The 18,168-nt window shown below is 37.1% G+C and carries 14 protein-coding genes; 4 read left to right on the top strand and 10 right to left on the bottom strand.

What is annotated here, in order from left to right; all coding sequences use genetic code 11:
* Nucleotides 1-51 precede the first annotated feature (51 nt).
* Nucleotides 52-1,971, top strand: coding sequence for a site-specific DNA-methyltransferase (locus QR721_RS13320; protein WP_348027791.1), 1,920 nt, complete (start codon nucleotides 52-54; stop codon nucleotides 1,969-1,971).
* Nucleotides 1,972-1,978: 7 nt separating this feature from the next.
* The gene (locus QR721_RS13315; protein WP_348027789.1) at nucleotides 1,979-4,423 is read left to right on the top strand and encodes a DEAD/DEAH box helicase family protein; all 2,445 of its coding nucleotides are present in this window, start codon (nucleotides 1,979-1,981) and stop codon (nucleotides 4,421-4,423) included.
* Between the two features lie 222 nt (nucleotides 4,424-4,645).
* Here the strand turns inward: QR721_RS13315 and QR721_RS13310 are convergent, their stop codons facing one another.
* The 6 genes from QR721_RS13310 to QR721_RS13290 all read right to left on the bottom strand — a co-directional run bounded on the left by QR721_RS13310 (nucleotide 4,646) and on the right by QR721_RS13290 (nucleotide 10,578).
* Nucleotides 4,646-5,842, bottom strand: a complete 1,197-nt coding sequence (locus tag QR721_RS13310) for a hypothetical protein (protein WP_348027787.1) — start codon at nucleotides 5,840-5,842, stop codon at nucleotides 4,646-4,648.
* A gap of 30 nt (nucleotides 5,843-5,872) precedes the next feature.
* A complete protein-coding gene (locus tag QR721_RS13305) occupies nucleotides 5,873-6,256 on the bottom strand; it encodes a DUF6262 family protein (RefSeq protein WP_348027785.1) in 384 nt (127 codons plus the stop codon).
* Complete coding sequence (locus QR721_RS13300) at nucleotides 6,246-8,273, bottom strand: tyrosine-type recombinase/integrase (protein WP_348027783.1); 2,028 nt, start codon at nucleotides 8,271-8,273, stop codon at nucleotides 6,246-6,248. The genes QR721_RS13305 and QR721_RS13300 overlap by 11 nt, the downstream gene beginning before the upstream one ends.
* Nucleotides 8,270-8,452 (bottom strand): tyrosine-type recombinase/integrase, encoded by a 183-nt coding sequence (locus QR721_RS13925; protein WP_431189505.1) that lies wholly within the window; start codon nucleotides 8,450-8,452, stop codon nucleotides 8,270-8,272. The genes QR721_RS13300 and QR721_RS13925 overlap by 4 nt, the downstream gene beginning before the upstream one ends.
* Before the next feature lie 20 nt (nucleotides 8,453-8,472).
* On the bottom strand, nucleotides 8,473-9,336 hold the full coding sequence (locus QR721_RS13295) for a tyrosine-type recombinase/integrase (RefSeq protein WP_348027781.1): 864 nt from the start codon (nucleotides 9,334-9,336) through the stop codon (nucleotides 8,473-8,475).
* 120 nt (nucleotides 9,337-9,456) lie between these two features.
* A complete protein-coding gene (locus tag QR721_RS13290) occupies nucleotides 9,457-10,578 on the bottom strand; it encodes a DNA topoisomerase (protein WP_348027779.1) in 1,122 nt (373 codons plus the stop codon).
* Nucleotides 10,579-10,774: 196 nt separating this feature from the next.
* On the opposite strand from QR721_RS13290, the gene QR721_RS13285 reads away from it, so the two are divergent.
* Both QR721_RS13285 and QR721_RS13280 read left to right on the top strand, forming a co-directional pair.
* A complete protein-coding gene (locus tag QR721_RS13285; protein WP_348027777.1) occupies nucleotides 10,775-12,838 on the top strand; it encodes an Ig-like domain-containing protein in 2,064 nt (687 codons plus the stop codon).
* 211 nt (nucleotides 12,839-13,049) lie between these two features.
* Complete coding sequence (locus QR721_RS13280) at nucleotides 13,050-13,274, top strand: DUF1294 domain-containing protein (RefSeq protein WP_348027775.1); 225 nt, start codon at nucleotides 13,050-13,052, stop codon at nucleotides 13,272-13,274.
* Between the two features lie 203 nt (nucleotides 13,275-13,477).
* Here QR721_RS13280 and yiaA read toward each other — a convergent pair whose 3' ends face one another.
* The 4 genes from yiaA to yedE all read right to left on the bottom strand — a co-directional run bounded on the left by yiaA (nucleotide 13,478) and on the right by yedE (nucleotide 18,142).
* Nucleotides 13,478-13,933, bottom strand: coding sequence for an inner membrane protein YiaA (gene yiaA, locus QR721_RS13275; protein WP_348029848.1), 456 nt, complete (start codon nucleotides 13,931-13,933; stop codon nucleotides 13,478-13,480).
* Between the two features lie 201 nt (nucleotides 13,934-14,134).
* A complete protein-coding gene (locus QR721_RS13270; protein ID WP_348027774.1) occupies nucleotides 14,135-16,321 on the bottom strand; it encodes a bifunctional diguanylate cyclase/phosphodiesterase in 2,187 nt (728 codons plus the stop codon).
* 383 nt (nucleotides 16,322-16,704) lie between these two features.
* On the bottom strand, nucleotides 16,705-16,944 hold the full coding sequence (yedF, locus tag QR721_RS13265) for a sulfurtransferase-like selenium metabolism protein YedF (RefSeq protein ID WP_348027772.1): 240 nt from the start codon (nucleotides 16,942-16,944) through the stop codon (nucleotides 16,705-16,707).
* Nucleotides 16,934-18,142: a selenium metabolism membrane protein YedE/FdhT gene (gene yedE / locus QR721_RS13260; RefSeq protein ID WP_348027770.1), complete on the bottom strand. Its 1,209-nt coding sequence runs from the start codon at nucleotides 18,140-18,142 to the stop codon at nucleotides 16,934-16,936. Before yedE ends, yedF begins: the two co-directional genes overlap by 11 nt.
* Between the last annotated feature and the right edge of the window lie 26 nt (nucleotides 18,143-18,168).

The following is an 18,168-nucleotide window of genomic DNA, read 5'->3' as shown; positions in this document are numbered from 1 at the left end:
ACGTTTATTAAATTGTGCTGAGGTTTTGAAGATTATTGGAGGAGTTATGTGATGGAAGAGCAACTTATTAAAAAGGTGGGGAGTCTTCTTAAGTTATTTCCACAGTACTGGGAAGGTGAACAGTTACTAAGAAACATGGTCATAGAAGACCTTAGAGCATATAAACCAGAATTGCTTGAAGTACTCTTGAGCGATCAAGAGATACGAGAAATGTACGCTGTGGAGATCGCCGGCAGTCTATTATTTAAGATTGATGAATTTATAGATATGCTAAGATACAAAAATTATTGGGCTAACAGCTATACTAAATATCAAAATAAAATAGGTTTAACATCTGGTGGAAGGTACTTGGACTATAATTCAGATGTTATATTAGATTTCCCATATAAAGATTCAATTTTAGAAGGGGGTATGGAGAAGGAAAACGTAGGAAGAAAAGAAGTTTATTATAATAAGATTATAGCAAAGAAGGAGATAGACCAACTACTTGCACAGAAAGTTTTTGTAAACGTTAGAAAGTATAATGAGAATAAAACTGAAGCAGTCAATTTTATAACAGATGAGGATAATCTTGTTATAAAGGGAAATAATTTATTAGCATTACATAGCCTAAAAGAAAGATATTCAGATAAGGTAAAGTTAATATATGTTGACCCACCATATAATACAGAACAGGATTCTTTTAAATATAACGATCGTTTTAGCCATTCAACTTGGTTAACTTTTATGAAGAACAGGCTAGAAATTGCAAGAGAACTGATGCAGGACAAAGGTCTTATATTTGTGCATATTGGTGATCAAGAGATGCATTATCTTAAAGTAATGATGGACTCCATCTTTGAGAGAGAAAACTTTGTTGCAACAATCCCCAGGAAAACAAGAAGTGGTAAAAGTGATGTTCCTTATAAGTTGTCCCAAGACTATGACTGGATTCTAGTATATACAAAAGGCAGCGCAAAAACAGATAAGCTATTCCAAAGAGAAGTAGAAAGGAAATACTATATTTCTGAGGACTTCCCTAATGATGAATGGAGATTATCAGATTTAACAAAGCAGACCTCAACTAAAGAAAGGCCAAATTCAGATTTCACTTTAGTTAATCCGCGAAATGGTGAGAGTTTTCCTGTTAATCCGAATAGAAGCTGGGCTGTTACTAAAGATACTGTCGACGATTATTTAAAGCGTGGAAAAATTGTTTTCCCCGGTGATTATGAATTTTTGAATATTAAACAGCCCTCTATGAGGGTTTTTAAATCTGAAGAAATAAAGAAATATGGAAAGGGCTTTAATAAAGCTTATGTATCAACCGAATTTATTAATCAGACCATGGATGTTTTGCTAAAGCAGGCAGTTAACAAAAAAGGAACGGACGAAATAGTCGATTTGTTCGGTGAGAAAGTCTTTCCATACCCTAAAAATGAAATACTTTTACAAAAGATTATTGAGTATACAACTAATGAAGGAGACCTTGTTTTAGATTTCTTTATGGGTTCGGCAACCACTCAAGCTGTAGCATTGAAAATGAATCGGAAGTTTATTGGCATAGAACAAATGGATTATATTGAAAGCATTTCTATACCCCGTTTAGAGAAAGTCATTAAAGGAGAACAGGGTGGGATTTCTAAGGATGTTGATTGGCACGGTGGAGGTTCATTTGTATATGTTGAGCTTTACAATTTAAATAATAAATATATAAATGAAATACAAAAAGCTTCAAATCAAAATGATATAGAAAAATTGATTTATGATATGAAAGAGAGTGCTTACTTAGACTTTCAGGTAAAACTTAATCAAGTTACTTTAGACAATGAAGATTTCCTTAAATTATCTATAGATGAACAGAAGAAGTCACTATTGGAAATTTTGGATATGAATCAGCTATATCTAAATTACTCTGAAATAGACGATGAGCAATTCTGTATCTCTGCTAATGACCGACAATTTAACGAATCTTTTTATGGGAAAGGATGAAAAGAATATGAAAAATGAAATATTACATCATCGTATTCAAGAAACTTTCCAAAGTCTATTAACTATGGATTATAGACCCGAGCTTGATGAATACTTAAATGATAATCTTAATCATAATCTTAGACCTTACCAGGAAGAAGCGTTACGTCATTTTATTTATACCCAGCGATTAGACAGTGCTGATTTATCATTTAATCATTTACTATTTCATATGGCGACTGGGTCAGGAAAAACCATGGTACTTGCTTCAACGATATTATATCTATTCTATGAAAAAGGTAAACAAAATTTTATCTTCTTTGTGAATAGTGATGCCATTATAAAGAAAACCATTGATAATTTAACTAATATATCCTCTCCAAAATATCTATTTAATAGAAAGGGCATTGTTATTAAAGGGAGGAGAGTTTCTATTCGTGTGGTTAACAGCTTTCCAGAAAGCCCTGCTGATAATACAATATACCTGAAGTTGACCACTATACAAAAATTACATAAGGATCTAACAAATCCACGTGAAAATGGAATGACATTCGAGACGCTTGAAGGAACAGATATAGTACTTCTAGCTGATGAAGCACATCATATGAATGCTTCAACTAAAGCACAAAAGGAAGACGAGAGAACATGGGAGTACACAATTAACCGATTATTAACATTAAATACAGCAAATCGTCTATTAGAATTTACGGCTACAATTGATCTAACAAAAGATGAGCTATTCTATAAATACCAGAATAAAATTGTGTACCAATATGATTTAAAAAGGTTTATGGAAGATGGCTATTCGAAGAATGTTGTTTTACTGCGTGCAAATGAATCTGATGAAGAAAAGCTTCTATCAGCAATTTTACTAAGTCAGTATCGCAAATATATTGCTAAAGATAATAGTATACAACTTAAACCAATTATTATGTTTAAATCTAATACAATAAAAAAATCTAACGAAGTCAATGGTATATTTAACGATCTTATTGAGGGATTAAATACACCAGAGCTTCATCGACTTATAAAAAAGGGCTCTTTGGTGTATTCGAAGAGCCAAAGTATATATCAAAAAATGTACACATATTATCTGACAAAAGATTTAGAGGAAGTTATAAAAGAAATTAAATGGGATTTTAAGCAAGAAACTGTTTTAAATGTTAACTCTAAAGAATTCTTGTCAGAGGAAAATAGCTTGTTACTAAACACTTTAGAAAGCCCGGATAACCCGGTTAGAGTAATATTTGCAGTAGCTAAGCTTAATGAGGGATGGGATGTCCTCAATTTATTTGATATTGTACGTATCAGTGAAGGTGCTCCAAGGACTAAAGGTATAACGGATAGTGAAGCACAACTTATAGGAAGAGGTGCAAGATACTACCCTTATTGCTTGGAAGGGGAAGTATCTTATCGTCGTCGTCAAGACTATAACGTATCCGATCTTAAGGTAATTGAAACTTTACACTATCATACTATCAACGATAACTCCTATATAAAAAATTTGCAAAAATCACTTGATGCTGCTCAGATACAGATTAAGGAGGATAGTATTCAAGAGTTCAGGGCAACTCTTAAACCGGGATTTAAAAAGAATGACTTCTTTAAGAACGGAAAGATTTATATTAATCGCCTTATAGAAACCTCTGAAGAATATTACCAAACCTTGGAGGATTACAGAGTGAATCTAGCTTTTGAAACGACCTTAGATTCAGTTGTTGAACAAGATTATCGCACGGGAAGAGAAAGATTAGGGAATGTTGAACGCAAAGAGATAGAACTTTTTTTTACGAAGGAAATTTTACAAAAAGGTATTCAAAGGAACCCATTCTTTCATTTTAATCACCTATCACAATACATTCCTCATTTAAAGAGTATAAGAGAGTTTATTGAAAGTGAGAATTTCCTCGGTAACTTAAAAATTTATGTATCTATCCCATCGGCATATGAAATAGAAGATTTGACTCCTAAGGATCAACTAGATATATTCGAGAAATTTCTAAGACATGCAGAGGATAGTATTAAAAATAACTTTATGAAACAGATGGGGACACCTGAATTTGAAGGATACTCTATATCTTCTATGATAAAGGATTATGTAGTGCAAGTTAATCAAGTCTCAGGTAGGACTATGGGAGATATCATTCGTGAAAGGCCAATGAGGCAACATGATTGGTTTATTTACGATAAAGCAATTGTTAATAGCTTAGAGTCAGACATGATAGACTTTATAATAGAGTACGTTGAAAAGCTACAGGAGGAGTATGAAGAGGTTTATTTAATTCGTAACGAGAAACAGGTTAGAGTTACGGAAATTGATGGTGTTAGGGGATTTATGCCGGACTTTCTGCTTTATTTAAAAAATGAGCAGTATACGTACCAAGTATTCATGGAGCCCAAAGGAGCTCACCTACTTGAAAAGGACAAGTGGAAACAAGATTTTTGGAGCAATTGTCTGAAGACCCAAGAGTAGAGATTCTGAACGAAAATGAAAAGGTTAGGCTCCTAGGAATTAAATTTTATTCCAGGGAAGCAAGGGAGAAGGAGGAATTCAGAAACGACTTTAAAGAGAAGTTACTATCTCAGAAGAGTAATTTAGATGTGGGTAAGAATAATTAACAATAGGTTTGTTGTCAGTAACTTATTAATTTCAAAAGTTTAAAAGAACTTAACCTCGTCCTATGCTAGGACGAGGTTAAAAAAGTGTTTTAGAAGCATCAACTTTATCATCATCCTTAGGATTATGGCTTAAAAATTTATCCAAAAATAATTCAACTTCCGTTTCATAATAAGGAATTCTAATAAGTTCTAAATTATTATCCTGACAATACTTATTTTTTATCTCATCCCTTTTTTGTGTTAATTGGTAATTCTCTTCTCCGCCAAAGTGATGTACAGGTTTAAAATGTTGCTCACCATCAAATTCAATAAGGCACATTAATGAACCAACATTATCAAAAATGGCAAAATCAAATCTTAATCGATCAACGTCCTTACAATCTGGGAAAGAGAATTCTTTTTTAAATTTAATTTTTTTTGACTCTAAATATTGCTTAATAACACGTTCTCCCTTACTTTCGTTACATAAGGGGCATCTAGTACCCAAAACAAAATGAGAGGGCGTTACTTCGTATTTATATCCGCATGTTACATGCTGAATAAGTACTTTTTTTCTTGCTCTTTCATAGGTTCCTAAAACTTTATATTCATCTTTAACCAGTTCATATACTCTTTTTATAAAGTCAGTATGCGTATGGGTCTTTTTTTTGCTTATTTTTTCTCCTTTACAGCTTGGGCATCTCCTGCCACGAAGGAAATTCGAAGGCATTACATCAAAATTATAACCACAATAGTTATGTTTCATTTTCACATGGGTATGAGTCGAAATATAATCTGAAAGAACTGTATACTCATTTCCAACTAGATCATGACATTCTCTAATGAAATCGCTATGTTGTTTTCTTTTTAAACTACTTAATAATTTGCGATTGCATTCTCTGCATCTAGATCCATGTAAAAAGCTAGCTGGATCTACTAAGTATTCATTGTCGCATTTATTATGGCGGATTTTTATTTTTTCATGTGCTTTTGTATACTTTCCCAAAACTGTATATTCATTTCCTACTTTGTTATAAACATCTAGGATAAATTGTTCGTGAGACTTACCATTTATTCCTTTAAAAGCACAAGGTTTGCACCTTGATCCCGAGGAAGTAAAATGGCTTGCTCTTACCCAATACTCATTGCCGCATACATTATGCCTCATTAATACTTTTTCGCGTGAGGAAACATACTCACTCAAAACCGAATACTCTTCACCCACTAAACTGTTAATTTTAGATATAAAATTATTATGCCTTATTTCGTCTTTTTTTAAGTGGCTTTTATTCATTTTCGATTCCTCATCTTTAAATAAATGGGACTAAAGATTATTGTAGAAATTATTATACTTACTTGCTAAAGCTTCTTTTAAACTCTCGTTTTCTTTTATAAGGTTTTCAATTTTCCCTTTTAAGGTTTCTATAATTACATCTTTTGATTTATCAGAGGTGTTTGGCTTGTGGTTCGTTACTTTTTCTAACTTTAACTGTTCTCCTCTAAGCATATCAATTTTTCCTCTTATACTACTGTTTTTATAGAGAAAGGATTTGGAGACATTGCTTTTTATAGAGACACTATTATAATTTATTTTCTCTTTATTTTTTATCATGGCTTTAATAGCATTAAAAACCTTTTTCTCTGTTTCATGTGATTTTAGTCTCGCTAACTCGATAATTTTATTAGTATTAGGACTCTTATTTGCCATTTTTTAACCTTTCCTCCCCTGTATATTCTCGCCTTTCTTTTGAAATTCCACTTATTCCTTCACTTTCTGTAATCTCGTTTAAAATTTTTCTGTAATTAGCTATCTTTTTATGTGCAAACTCTAATGATCTAGCATGGCCATTATTTTCGTAAATTTTTATGTCCTTTTCGAGGAGTGCTATTTGAGACTTATAGTAGTCACTAAAAGTACTATCAACGTGAAAACTTCTACAATTGTTTGCAATACAAGGAGGCTCTATAACTTTTTCAGCAAACTCGCATTTCATCTTTGTGCTTTTGATACACATTCCGTGATCCATTCTAATCGAATCATAATTATGCCTAATCCATTCGAGTTCAAGATCATTTGCCATTGCCTGTTGTTTTAAATCTGACTTAACTAAAGTTCCTTCAATGTCAAAAGCAATGCCTCTATTGTCTTTTGCCTTAAAATAGGCATCCTTTAGAGTTTGATCGTGTATCTTAGCGTAAGCTAATGTCATCTCTGGTGATGCATGTGCCATTAATCTTTGAACATGGACAATATTCATTCCGTTATTAATGAGATTTACACCATAGCGATGTCTGAAGCCATGATTTCTGAATCTATAGATCTCCCCGTTAGCATCTCTTATTTCCGCCTTCTTAGCAAAGTCATTAAGAACTCTAGATAATGTTGCTGTTGTTTGAGGCTTACCTTTTCTTGGACCTCGAAAAGAAACGAATAGAAAATCTTCAGGATTATTATCAGGAGTGGATTTATTCTTGCATATTTCCTGTTGTGACATAATAACTTTTGCTAATTCTTCGGATATAGGTACTTTATGATCTTTATAATTAACTTTTCTTTGATCACCAACTAACCAATAGTCTCCCTGGTTGTCCTTTTCTAGACAGTTTAATTTTAAGCCTAATACATCAGTGCCTCGAAACCCTGAACCTTCCATTATTAGAATAATTGGTACATATCTATCTCCGATCAAATGTATATTTTCTACTACCTGATCCCATATATAATCGGGTATATACTTTGGGTTATTGAAGCTCTCTTTTTTAGTGCGACGTGGATTATCATTTGGTAGGAATAACGATTCAATATGCAGCTTAGGAGCTTCTTCCCATTCAAATATCTTTAAGTCTGTCAGTAGCTTTTTTATTATGGTGAGGTTGCTACTGACATAAACATTGGTTGCTTTTATTTTTTTACGAGTATATTTATGATGAATCTCCTTGTTTGATATATATATAATATACTTTTCAATGTGCTCACGCTTTATATTTTTTAGTTCTAGTTCCTGATAACTATCATTAAGGAAATTTAAAAATAATGAAATTTCATGTACATATCGTATACCAATTGAAAATGTTAGGTTTTTTAACATGACTACTCTAGTATAGATATACTGTTTTAGAAAATTTCTGTCTCTAGGGTTAACTTTTAAAAACTTCATCCTTTTTGTATTTGTATTAGTGTAGTTAAGTTCTATAGGTAATTTTCTGCCATCCCAGATATCTTTATCGTATTCTGGTGTTGAGTCGAATGTGGCAAATATGTAATCATAAAAGGTACTCATTAATGAAACTGGTGGTGTAACAATAAAGCCACCAGTTTTGAGATTTTCCCTTTTCACTTTAATACCAGCATCAATTAAGTGATTTGTATACTTAAACATAATTTCTTCCTTAGGAATCTCTAAAACTGAACGTATATTTGGATAAGATTTATCAAGAAATTGAAGCATTCGCCTTAAGTGATGGGCTTTACCTTCAAATACAGTTATGACCGAATATAAGCTATCTTCCATATTCTTAGAAAAGTAGTATTTGATTTCGTTTTTTAGATGGCTGTTACTACATGATGAGAAGTCTATCCTCTCTCTATAACGAATGACAGGGCGTGAAGCTTCTTTTGCAATACTCAAACTATTAGCTAACCATATATCTGCTTGGTAATAAGGATGTTTTTCTAAAAAATCATTAATAGCTTCACGCTTATCTATAATTTCAGGATTTATCATTTATTCTCCTTCTTCCTTTTGCTTACTACCTTGTTATATTCCTCCCTAATTGATTTATCAGAAGGGTGAATATACATATTCATTGTTGTTTGAATATCTTTATGGCCTAGTAAAGCTCTTATTATAGATATCTCAATACCATTTTCGTGGAGTTCTGTTGCTAATGTGTGTCGAAACATATGAGGAGTAATGTTAAAACCTAACTTGTGGGATAAACTCCTAAAAGGGAGTTTATGGTGATGTAATCACATGGCTCTCCTTTGAAGGATCCACTTAATTTTAAGAACAAAAAGTCACTATCAAAGTTATTTTTCTCATGCACCTCATATATATAATCTTGTAATAGATTAGTTGTTTCAGAAGATACGTAAACCCACCTGTTTTCTCCAGACGGTGTCTTAGATTGGGTAACCTTAATTTTTTTATCTGATAAATCTATGTCCTCTAATTTAATATTCAATGCTTCTGATATCCTTACGCCTGTTTCATAAAGTAACACCAGTAATAATTTATTTCTAATATTCATCTCAGTTTGAAATATTCCCTTTAGCTGTGTAGTCGATAAAGTTTTATATGGTCTCTTAGATTCTTTTACTTTAATTGCGTTTAGTTTGTATTTAATACCCGACTTTGTATGCTCTAAGAATGATTTATAAGCATAAGATTTGCGTGAGCTTTCATAATAAAAATCTAAATCGCTGTCAAGTATGTCGGGGTGGAATCTCTCTAAGTAATTATAAAAGTTAAAGGCAGCCATAATATTATAGTTGATAGTGCTGGGCTGTCTCTGGTGGGAGCTTATATTAAATTGTCCTTGTAACCAGCCTATGAATTTAATGAAATGTTCCATTGTTATCTTCTTGAAATCAATTTGATTTACCTCTATAAAATCCCAGAACAGTTTTAATCTATAGGCATAAGACTTTATTGTGTTTGTTGATTTATTTACGGTTTTTAAAAACTTCAAATATTTATTTGGATATAAATAAGGAAAGCCGTTATTAGATGATATAAGATAAATCGTATTTAAGTTCTCGTCCTTAAAACTAACCACCTTTGCCACAAAAACTCCTCCTAACTTTAAAAACTATAACGTCTATAAATTTCTTATCTAGATATTTTTTATTTTAAGATATTAAAATAAGCATCTACTTTCTTGAGATACTTTAAATACATACTGTTATTATAAACTAGATAACTCTTGAACCTTGGAGCTGTCGACAAAACGCCTCTTCGGCGTCCGTGATGCAACCTCAAATTGACAGCCAATCAGGTCTTGAAGAGCCTTGACTGAAGTAGCTAGATAACCAAATTCAGCTTGTGTAATATGCCGCGTGTCTGTACGCGGATAGGATACGAGCTTCTTCTCGTAGAGTGACTGCATCGTCTTCAGGACTGTTGCAGGACTTGCCTTCCATCTGCGGTTGGCCGTTGCCTGCAGTGTTGAAAGGGAGTGCAGCTGAGGCGGTGGCATCCGCTTGTCTTTATGAGTGACTTCTATAATTGTCCCTGGAGAATCTGGTTGGATCTCGTGCTTGTTCAGCAACTCCACAACCAGTTCACGCTTTGGTTCCTTTATTTTTGCCTTGCCCTTGTATACACCCTGAGCAGCTTTAAATTGGGCCTCCACTTCGAAAAAAGGCTCCGAAACAAATGTCTCAATCTCTCTTTGTCGCTGGTAAATTAAGAAGACGGTCGGCGATTGTACACGTCCAATTGGAAATACGTGCTGGAGCCCTTTTGCTTTCAGAAGGAGCGTATATAGTCGCGAGCCATTCATGCCTACAAGCCAATCGCTAATCTGTCGGGACTTCGCCTCCTCATAGAGCTGCAGATCTTTAGCATTATTACGTAAGTTCTCGAACCCTTTACGTACTTCATCTACTTCCAGTGAATTGATCCATAGACGTTTAATCGTTTGGCCGCGAGCGCCTGTCTGATCGTAGATACTATAGAAAATGTTCGAACCTTCCCGGTCAACGTCACAAGCATTGATAACAGTATCGGTATTGCGAATGAGCTTTTTGACAACGGAGAATTGCTTGAACTTCCCCTTCGCTACTTGAAATTCATACCGATCCGGCAAAATCGGCAAGCTCCCGAGTGTCCAACGCTTCCAGGCAGGATTGTATGTATGTGGTTCTTTCAATTCAACGAGATGGCCGACTCCCCATGTCAAATAAGCCCCTTCCGGAAATGTCGGACAAGGTGAGATATCCATATAGCCTTCATATTTGCGAGCAGTGAATGCATCCGCGTAAGCCTTTGCTTGGCTCGGCTTCTCGGCTAGGATGACGGGTTTCATGATAACACCTCTATTGTCATTAATCGTACGTTTGTTCTTATGTTTATTATCTCATAGATTGTTTAAAGTGCCAAATTGTATCTGAATGGGTTGATGTAAAAATTACCAGGCGAGAGAGTGTCATTCTATAATCCATTATTATGGTAATATGAATTTGGTCTATTTAGGGATTAAATACGAGAAAGCAGGGATGGATATGAGGAAGGCCAAATGGGCAGTCATTACGTTTATAGTTTTACTAGCTGCAATATTTGTAAGCCCGGTGCAAGCAGAGAGTTTAGATTCGCTTGCTGAAGGTACGTATACGGCGGGAAATGAGATTCCGGCAGGGCTTAATACGTTTAAAATCGAGAATGGGATAGCAAAAATATATGTTAAGAGAGATGGAGCAGATCTTGCTGGCGAGGCAATCGATAGTTCCGGACAGGCTGCTCCCAATAAGTTTACAGCGGGACTTAGAACTGGGGACACAGTTCAAGTTGCGCTTGATGCAGGAGCATCTAATGTAAAAGTTTCAGCTGGAGAAATTGATTCAGCCAACGTATCTCAAGGATTCTATGAGATTGGTAAAGACTTGGCAGAGGGGACTTTTGTTCTTCGTCATGCGGACGGATCAGCCCATATTACAATTCTGGATAGCAATTTCGCTGAGAGTGATTCCTTTTCAATAGACAAGGAGAATGGACTGCGTGATTATACATTTACTGAAGGCAGTTTCCTGTACATTTCGGGAGGCAGTCTAAGTATTATACAAAAGGAACTTGTCCCGGATAGAATCCAACTTAGCCGGACAACTCTATCTATTGAAAAAGGAAAGACGGCCAAATTGACAGCAACTGTTTTCCCAGCAACAGCCGTTAATAGAGATGTCAGCTGGCATAGCAGTAATCAGGAAGTAGCAACAGTAGATGCGAATGGCAAGATAACAGCTATTAAGCCTGGTAAGTCGGTTATTACCGTCATTTCTAAAGGTGAGTCAACGGTTAAGGAAAGTGCGACTGTAACTGTAACAAATATTTTGCCGACAAGCTTGAAACTAAGTAAAACGGCACTGGATATCGCTATTAATCAGACTGTGAGGGTTACTCCTGTTGTTGGCCCTACAAATGCAGGCAACAAAACAGTTCTTTGGGAAAGTTCAGACCGCAAGATAGCAACAGTAGATGCCAAAGGAAATATTAAAGGCATTGCAAAAGGTTCTGCAATAATTACCGCAACTACTAAGGATAATCCGAAGGTTTATAAAGAATTAACTGTAAAGGTTTCACCAAAGACGGTAAAAGTGAATAAAACAAGCCTGTCTCTAATGACGGGTAAAACAGCAAAACTATCTGCAACAGTTCTTCCAAAGGACAGTACAGATAAAGCGGTTAAGTGGAAATCATCTAATACGAAGCTTGCCACTGTTGACAGCAAAGGGAAGGTAGTTGCGAAAGCGAAAGGGAAAGTAACAATTACTGCTTCAGCTAAAGGGGCAAAGTCTGCATCTGTTAAGGTAACAGTCACATCCCCAATTGTAGCGAAAACGATAAAGCTAAATAAGACATCAGCTACTCTGAAAAAGGGCAAGACACTCACATTAAAGGCAACGATTGGCCCAAGCAATACGACAAACAAAACGGTCAAGTGGAAGTCCTCTAATACAAAAGTGGCAACAGTAAGCAGTAAAGGTGTCGTAACTGCAAAAGGAGCAGGTACTGCCAAGATAACTGCGACTACGTCTAATGGAAAGTCTGTATCAGCAACTATTACTGTACCTTATATTAAAAGCCTTACGACTGGTAAGTGGAAAGTAGGCAGAGATATTCCTGCAGGACGCTACCGCATTACAACAAATGATGAGATGGGGAACTTGTTCATTACGACGAAATCATATGACCGTGATGTAAATGAAGTTCTTACAGATGGGGAACAAGATTTTGGTGTTTCTGTTGTAACAACTGATATTAAGAATGGTGACATAATTGAAATTTTAGATTTGGAGAGTGTTCAATTCCAGAAGGTAGCCCATAAGAAATCGAACACGCTGCATTCAGGGTACTGGACAGTCGGCAAGGACATCTCGCCTGGACGCTACCGTGTTAGCACAACAGATGATTCAGGGAATCTGTTTGTTTCCAGAGGCGATTATCTGATTATCAATGAAATTCTAGGTAACAACTCAGATGGATTTGGTGTCAGCAGTATCACAACTACGCTGAAAACAGGTGATAAAATCGCCATCGCAGGCATGGATACTGTACGGTTTACTAAAAAGTAATTTGCTTTGATGGAGAGAGCAGATCTTCCTTTGAGGGAGATCTGCCTTTCTATTTGAAGTGGATTCGAATTGATAAGTTGCAGAGAGTTAGTTCTAGTAATGGGCCTTCCAAACTGTCATACTAACAGAACTAAGAAGGGAGAGGATTGGAATAGGTTTTCTTATTGTTTTTCTATACCTCTTAATCATTAATCTATTCGGATACTTCATTATGTACTTAGATAAGCAACGTGCAATAAACCATAAATATAGAATCCCGGAAAAGAATCTATGGATTGTGGCGCTTATCGGAGGAGCAGTAGGTACAACTTTGGGCATGAACCGATTCCGACATAAGACAAAGCACATTTCATTCAAGTTGGGGTTCCCTTTTCTTGCTTTTGTGGAAGTGGCGCTCATTATTTATCTGGTGGTTTCTGACCAGTCCAATTTTTAGTTTATTTGTAAGCAGGTTCTTACTGAGCTTGTTTGTTAATTACCGGAATTCAATAGATTTCAAGTGGGATTGTGTTTAATTTTATTTTTTTCGTTAACTTCACGTGAGGATTCTAACATCTTTATGTTTAATTCAACATCTTACGGGTTGGCCAAGGCAAAAACACCCCCGCTCCGACTACAGTCGAAGCGGGGGATGCATCTTTATTTTCTTTCTCTAGCTTTCTGTGTATCCCGAATGTTTTTCTGTACCGTAATGGATGCGAAGATACTTAGAACAAAAGCCATGCCGTAAAATCCTTTTTCACTGAGAATGATACTGCCGGCATTGTAAAGGCCGATTGCCATTAGCAAGATAGCTGCAACAAGGGCAAACCAGCTAATTCCGTAATAAATGTTCGTAACAGGGATTCCTTCTTCTTTATCGCGTACAGCCTTTTGCAAAGAAACAGATGAATAAAGTCCAAAAATCAAAACGGCAAGGTAATAGCCTTTTTCGTTCAGTTCCATTCCTGCATTGAATAATCCTATAAGATAAGCGACTGTTCCGATCAGCAAGGCTACCCAGGCAGCTCCTTTAAAAGCAGCAGTAGGCTCGCCTTCTCTTCTCTTTGCCTTCTGATTTTCTCCCTCGTGTTTAACGTTGTCGAGGAAATCCACATTCTCTTGACTCAAAGAACATCCCTCCTTTTCGTTAATCATAACCAATTGTGTGAATAGCGGCAACATTATCTTGAAGTCCAGCAGCTAATCTTTCTACTGTCCCATATTTATATGACAGTTGCCTCAGAATAATTTCGGGTTTTTAAGCAATAGCATAAACGTCGAATACGTTCTTGCTATCTGAGAATCTAAAGTTTTTTAGTTAATAATGGACTGAAGCAAGTTCCTTTTCTTGAGGAACTTGATCGCTTCCTCGGGTGGAATCGGTTTACTGAAGAGATAGCCCTGGATGCGCTTGGCGCCTATCTGTTTCAATATTTTCAGTTGTTCCGGCGTTTCTACACCTTCCATAATTGTTGTAAGACCGAGACTGTTCGCAATTTCTATAAGTCCAAGCAAGATTGCCTCTGATTCTCCATTGTCGTTTAGCACTTCAATAATGAAGGTACGATCAACTTTCATGTATTGGAACGGTAATGACTTGAGCATTGATAAAGAGGAATATCCGGTTCCAAAGTCGTCGATTGCGGTCTTGATGCCAATCTCATTCAAGCTTTGTAGAATTTGGGCAGCAGCTTTTACGTTTTGGGCAACAATTGACTCTGTTACCTCAAAAATGAGCCGCTCCGGACGAACGCCTGTTTCCCCCAAGATTGCATGTACATCTGAAAGGAAACCTTCATATTGCAATTGCTTGATGGAAACATTCAATGTCACTGCAAAATTGTCATATCCTTCTTTCTCCCATCGTAACACTTGCTCTGCGACTTCTCTGATAAGCCAGCGTCCGACATCTATGATGGCTTCGCTTTTCTCCAGTAACGGGATGAAATGAAAAGGACCAACTTCTCCGAGTACAGGAGATTTCCAGCGCATCAGTGTTTCAAAACTGACGATCCGATCTTCTTTAATGCTGTAAATCGGTTGATAAAGGAGATAAAACTCATTGTTTTTTAGTGCGTCAGCAAGGTTATTTGCTATTAGCCTCTGATGCTCACTGTCTTTTGCGAGCTGTTCCGTAAAACGGACAATCTGATTGCCGCCTTTTTTGATTGCCTCATGGCAGGCGAACATGGCATCTTGCATAACGAGATTCACACAGTCATACTCTGACATGGATCTGATACCGATACTTACTGTAATCCAGATAGGTCCATTTTTATCTACCTGAAGAGGCTGTTCAAGACTTCTGAGCAACTCGTCTGCATAACGCTGCTGTTCTTGAATGGTGGATTGGTAGGATGTCAGGACGAAATCCTCATTGCCAACACGATAAACGTTTATTCTTCCATCCTGGCTCATCAATCTTTTGCCGACCGCATACAAAATCCTATCACTCATTTGGTAACCAAGTCGCTCTGTCAAATCTGTAAAGCGATTAAGTTTAATAAAGAACAATGTGATTCTTCTTTCGGGAGAGTGAGCTAGTTTTGAAGAAAGGTTTGACTCCAGTAATACACGATTACCTAAACCGGTCAACAGATCAAGTTTTGTCTGCATATGTTCTTTTCGCCGAAGCCGAATGAGATAGATTGAAATGAGTGCAATGGCGATGACTGTACCGGCTACTAACCATATGCTGAACTTCAGTGTTTCACTGATTTCGTCTGTTGCAGGATTTGTCTCGGAATCTACAAGGACAACCCAATTGTTCATTGCATGCTGATAAGTGATGAACCTCCAAGGATTCTGGTGGTCCGTCCAACTTCCTTTTTGTATTTTTACCATAGTGCTCAGTAGTTGCTTGCTATCGGGAATTGATTTGGTGAAATGCTCCTTCTTGTTAGAGGTGAACAGAACTTCACCATTTTTCAACAAATAAACTGTTCCAGCAAGATTGGAATCCTCGACAAGCTCACCAATGAGATTGCTCATATTCACAACACCGGAGAGGACACCGATGACTTCCCCTTTTGAGTTGAAAATTGGGGTGGAAATCGCAGCCACACGTTGAGAAGGGTCCTGTTTCAAAGTGAATACGTCACTGAATACTGTTTTTCCAGCGAGTGCGAGTTTGAAAGACTCTTTCTGTTGAACGGGGAAGCTTGTCCCGTCTGCTGCTTGTATTTTTCCTTCTGGCGTAATAAACCCAAGGGCCGTAAAAAACGGCATGTTTTTATTTTGCTGTGACAGGAAGCTTATGATGTCATTATTTTTTTCCATTAAATGTGGGACGTGCTCTGCAATCAATTCAATCTCAGCGACACGTTCCATAGAAAAACGGTTCACTTCTGTTGAGAAATTATCCAATATTTCGTTCGTTTCGCGTTCTACTGAATCGAGGACAAAATTTTTCGTACTAACATAGTTGTAATAAGCAAAACAGAAAATGCCTACTAGCACAAAACCTAATAGCATATAAATGAGAAATTGCCGCTTTTTCATTTGTACAACTCCATTCAGAAATTTGCTGAGCAATTATGTGTCTCTTCATAATTATATTCCATATTTTGGCTAACTACTATATAAGAAACGAGAACCAGATAGGAAATTCGCATAATAATAATAAGGGCGTTAGTGCAGATTGGGAATGAATTAATGTTGGAATGTAGTTGGATATGCGCCTTGTTGAAGAGTGTCGAATATTGAAACTTCACTTATTTAATCGGAAAGAAAACTTAAACTTTCAAGTAAAACGAAAAGGCTTCAATTTGATTTAATGTGGTGAATGATCTGTGTTTGCAGAACGAGGATAAACTTCTTAAATCGGGAAGTGGAAAAGTAAGAGAGAAAACTAAAAGCAGGTGCCTCCAGGCACCTGCTTTTCATTAGGCAAATATATAAAATAAATACTCTTGTCCGTTTTTCACAGGTTCTTTTGCCAACTTATAACCGTGAGCTACGACTTCTTCCGGGACGTTTCGGAAGGAGCCGGGACAATCAGTGATGACTTGAAGAAGCTCTCCTTCATTCATTCCTTCGAGTGCTTCCAATGTATAGATGACCGGGTATGGGCAAGATTCCCCGCGCAAATCGAGTGAAAAATCTGCTTCCTTTTTAACTTGCATGTCGTTTTGCCTCCTTCTTCAACGCCAAGTTACGATGATAGCGCTTCTCCCAGAATACGGTTAGTACATACAGAAGACCAAGCATGGCGAGAGTTGCCGCGAGGGCGCCTGCTGTTCCAAGCGTATCCAGAAGATTAATAGGTGCTCCATCTTTTACAAGCACGTTGTAAATGCCGAGGTGATCCCACGCATAAGCGAGGAAGGTTGCACCAATAATGTTGCCGGCAAATACGACGAGATAGAGAACCTGTCCTTCCATCAGTCGATACATCATCCCAGTTTCACAGCTGGATGCCATAACAATGCCAAGCCCAAACAGAATACCGCCGACAAGCGTGCTGAGTGCGGCAATCTTTGTAATTGGTGGCATACCGTAAGCAATGATGACGATGAATGTAAGAACTGAGCTGATTGCCATACCGGCAATGATTGCTTTAGCCATGAGACTGCGTCCGACGAGCCAAAGATCGCGAAATGCAGAGGTAAAGCAAATCTGTCCGCGTTCTACAAGAATACCGAAAATCATGCCGAAAAGCGCACCCCATCCGAGCATATTTTTCCCGGTTGCAAAGAAGTAGATGATGAGGCCGGCATACAGTATAGCAATGGTTCCGCCGACATACGGCTGGATGGCACGCTGCTTTACAGCGGAAGGCTTGGCTGCACCTCTAGTAAGAGCTGGTCGTCCTTTCCACCAGCGCAACTTCGTCAATTTAGCACCGAAATAGGTGCCGATTCCTGTTGCGATAATAAAAATCCATGAATGGAAGGAAAATTGCGGTACGCCAGTAAAGAACGCTGCAAGATTACAGCCAAGTGCAAGACGTGCGCCGAATCCGGCAATAATTCCGCCAACGAGGCCTTGGATATAGCGACGTTTCTGCTGTGGCAGGCGGATTTTGAAGCTGTTGCTGAAAAGAACCATGACAAGAGCGCCGATGAACATGCCCCAGACAATCCAGCCATCGGAACGTGTTAAGGTTGTGCCTTGCATGTGAACCATGTTGAAGTACTGCCATTTGGAAATATCAACACCGAATAATTGTAGGATATGTCCACCAAGCCGAGTGAATTCACCCGTCACTGCCCAAACAGTAGTTGTCAAACCAAAGTAAATCGCACTGAAAACACCGGCTGCGAGCAAGACGATATAAGGGTTCCAGTAACGTTGAAAAATGTTGTGTATGACTGCTTTCATATGATTGCTCCCTTATTTAATATACT

The sequence above is a fragment of the Aciduricibacillus chroicocephali genome (assembly GCF_030762805.1).
Classification (GTDB): Bacteria; Bacillota; Bacilli; order Bacillales; family Amphibacillaceae; genus Aciduricibacillus; species Aciduricibacillus chroicocephali.
The sequence above is the reverse complement of the archived record's forward strand: the minus strand, read 5'-3'. Positions and strand labels throughout refer to the sequence as shown.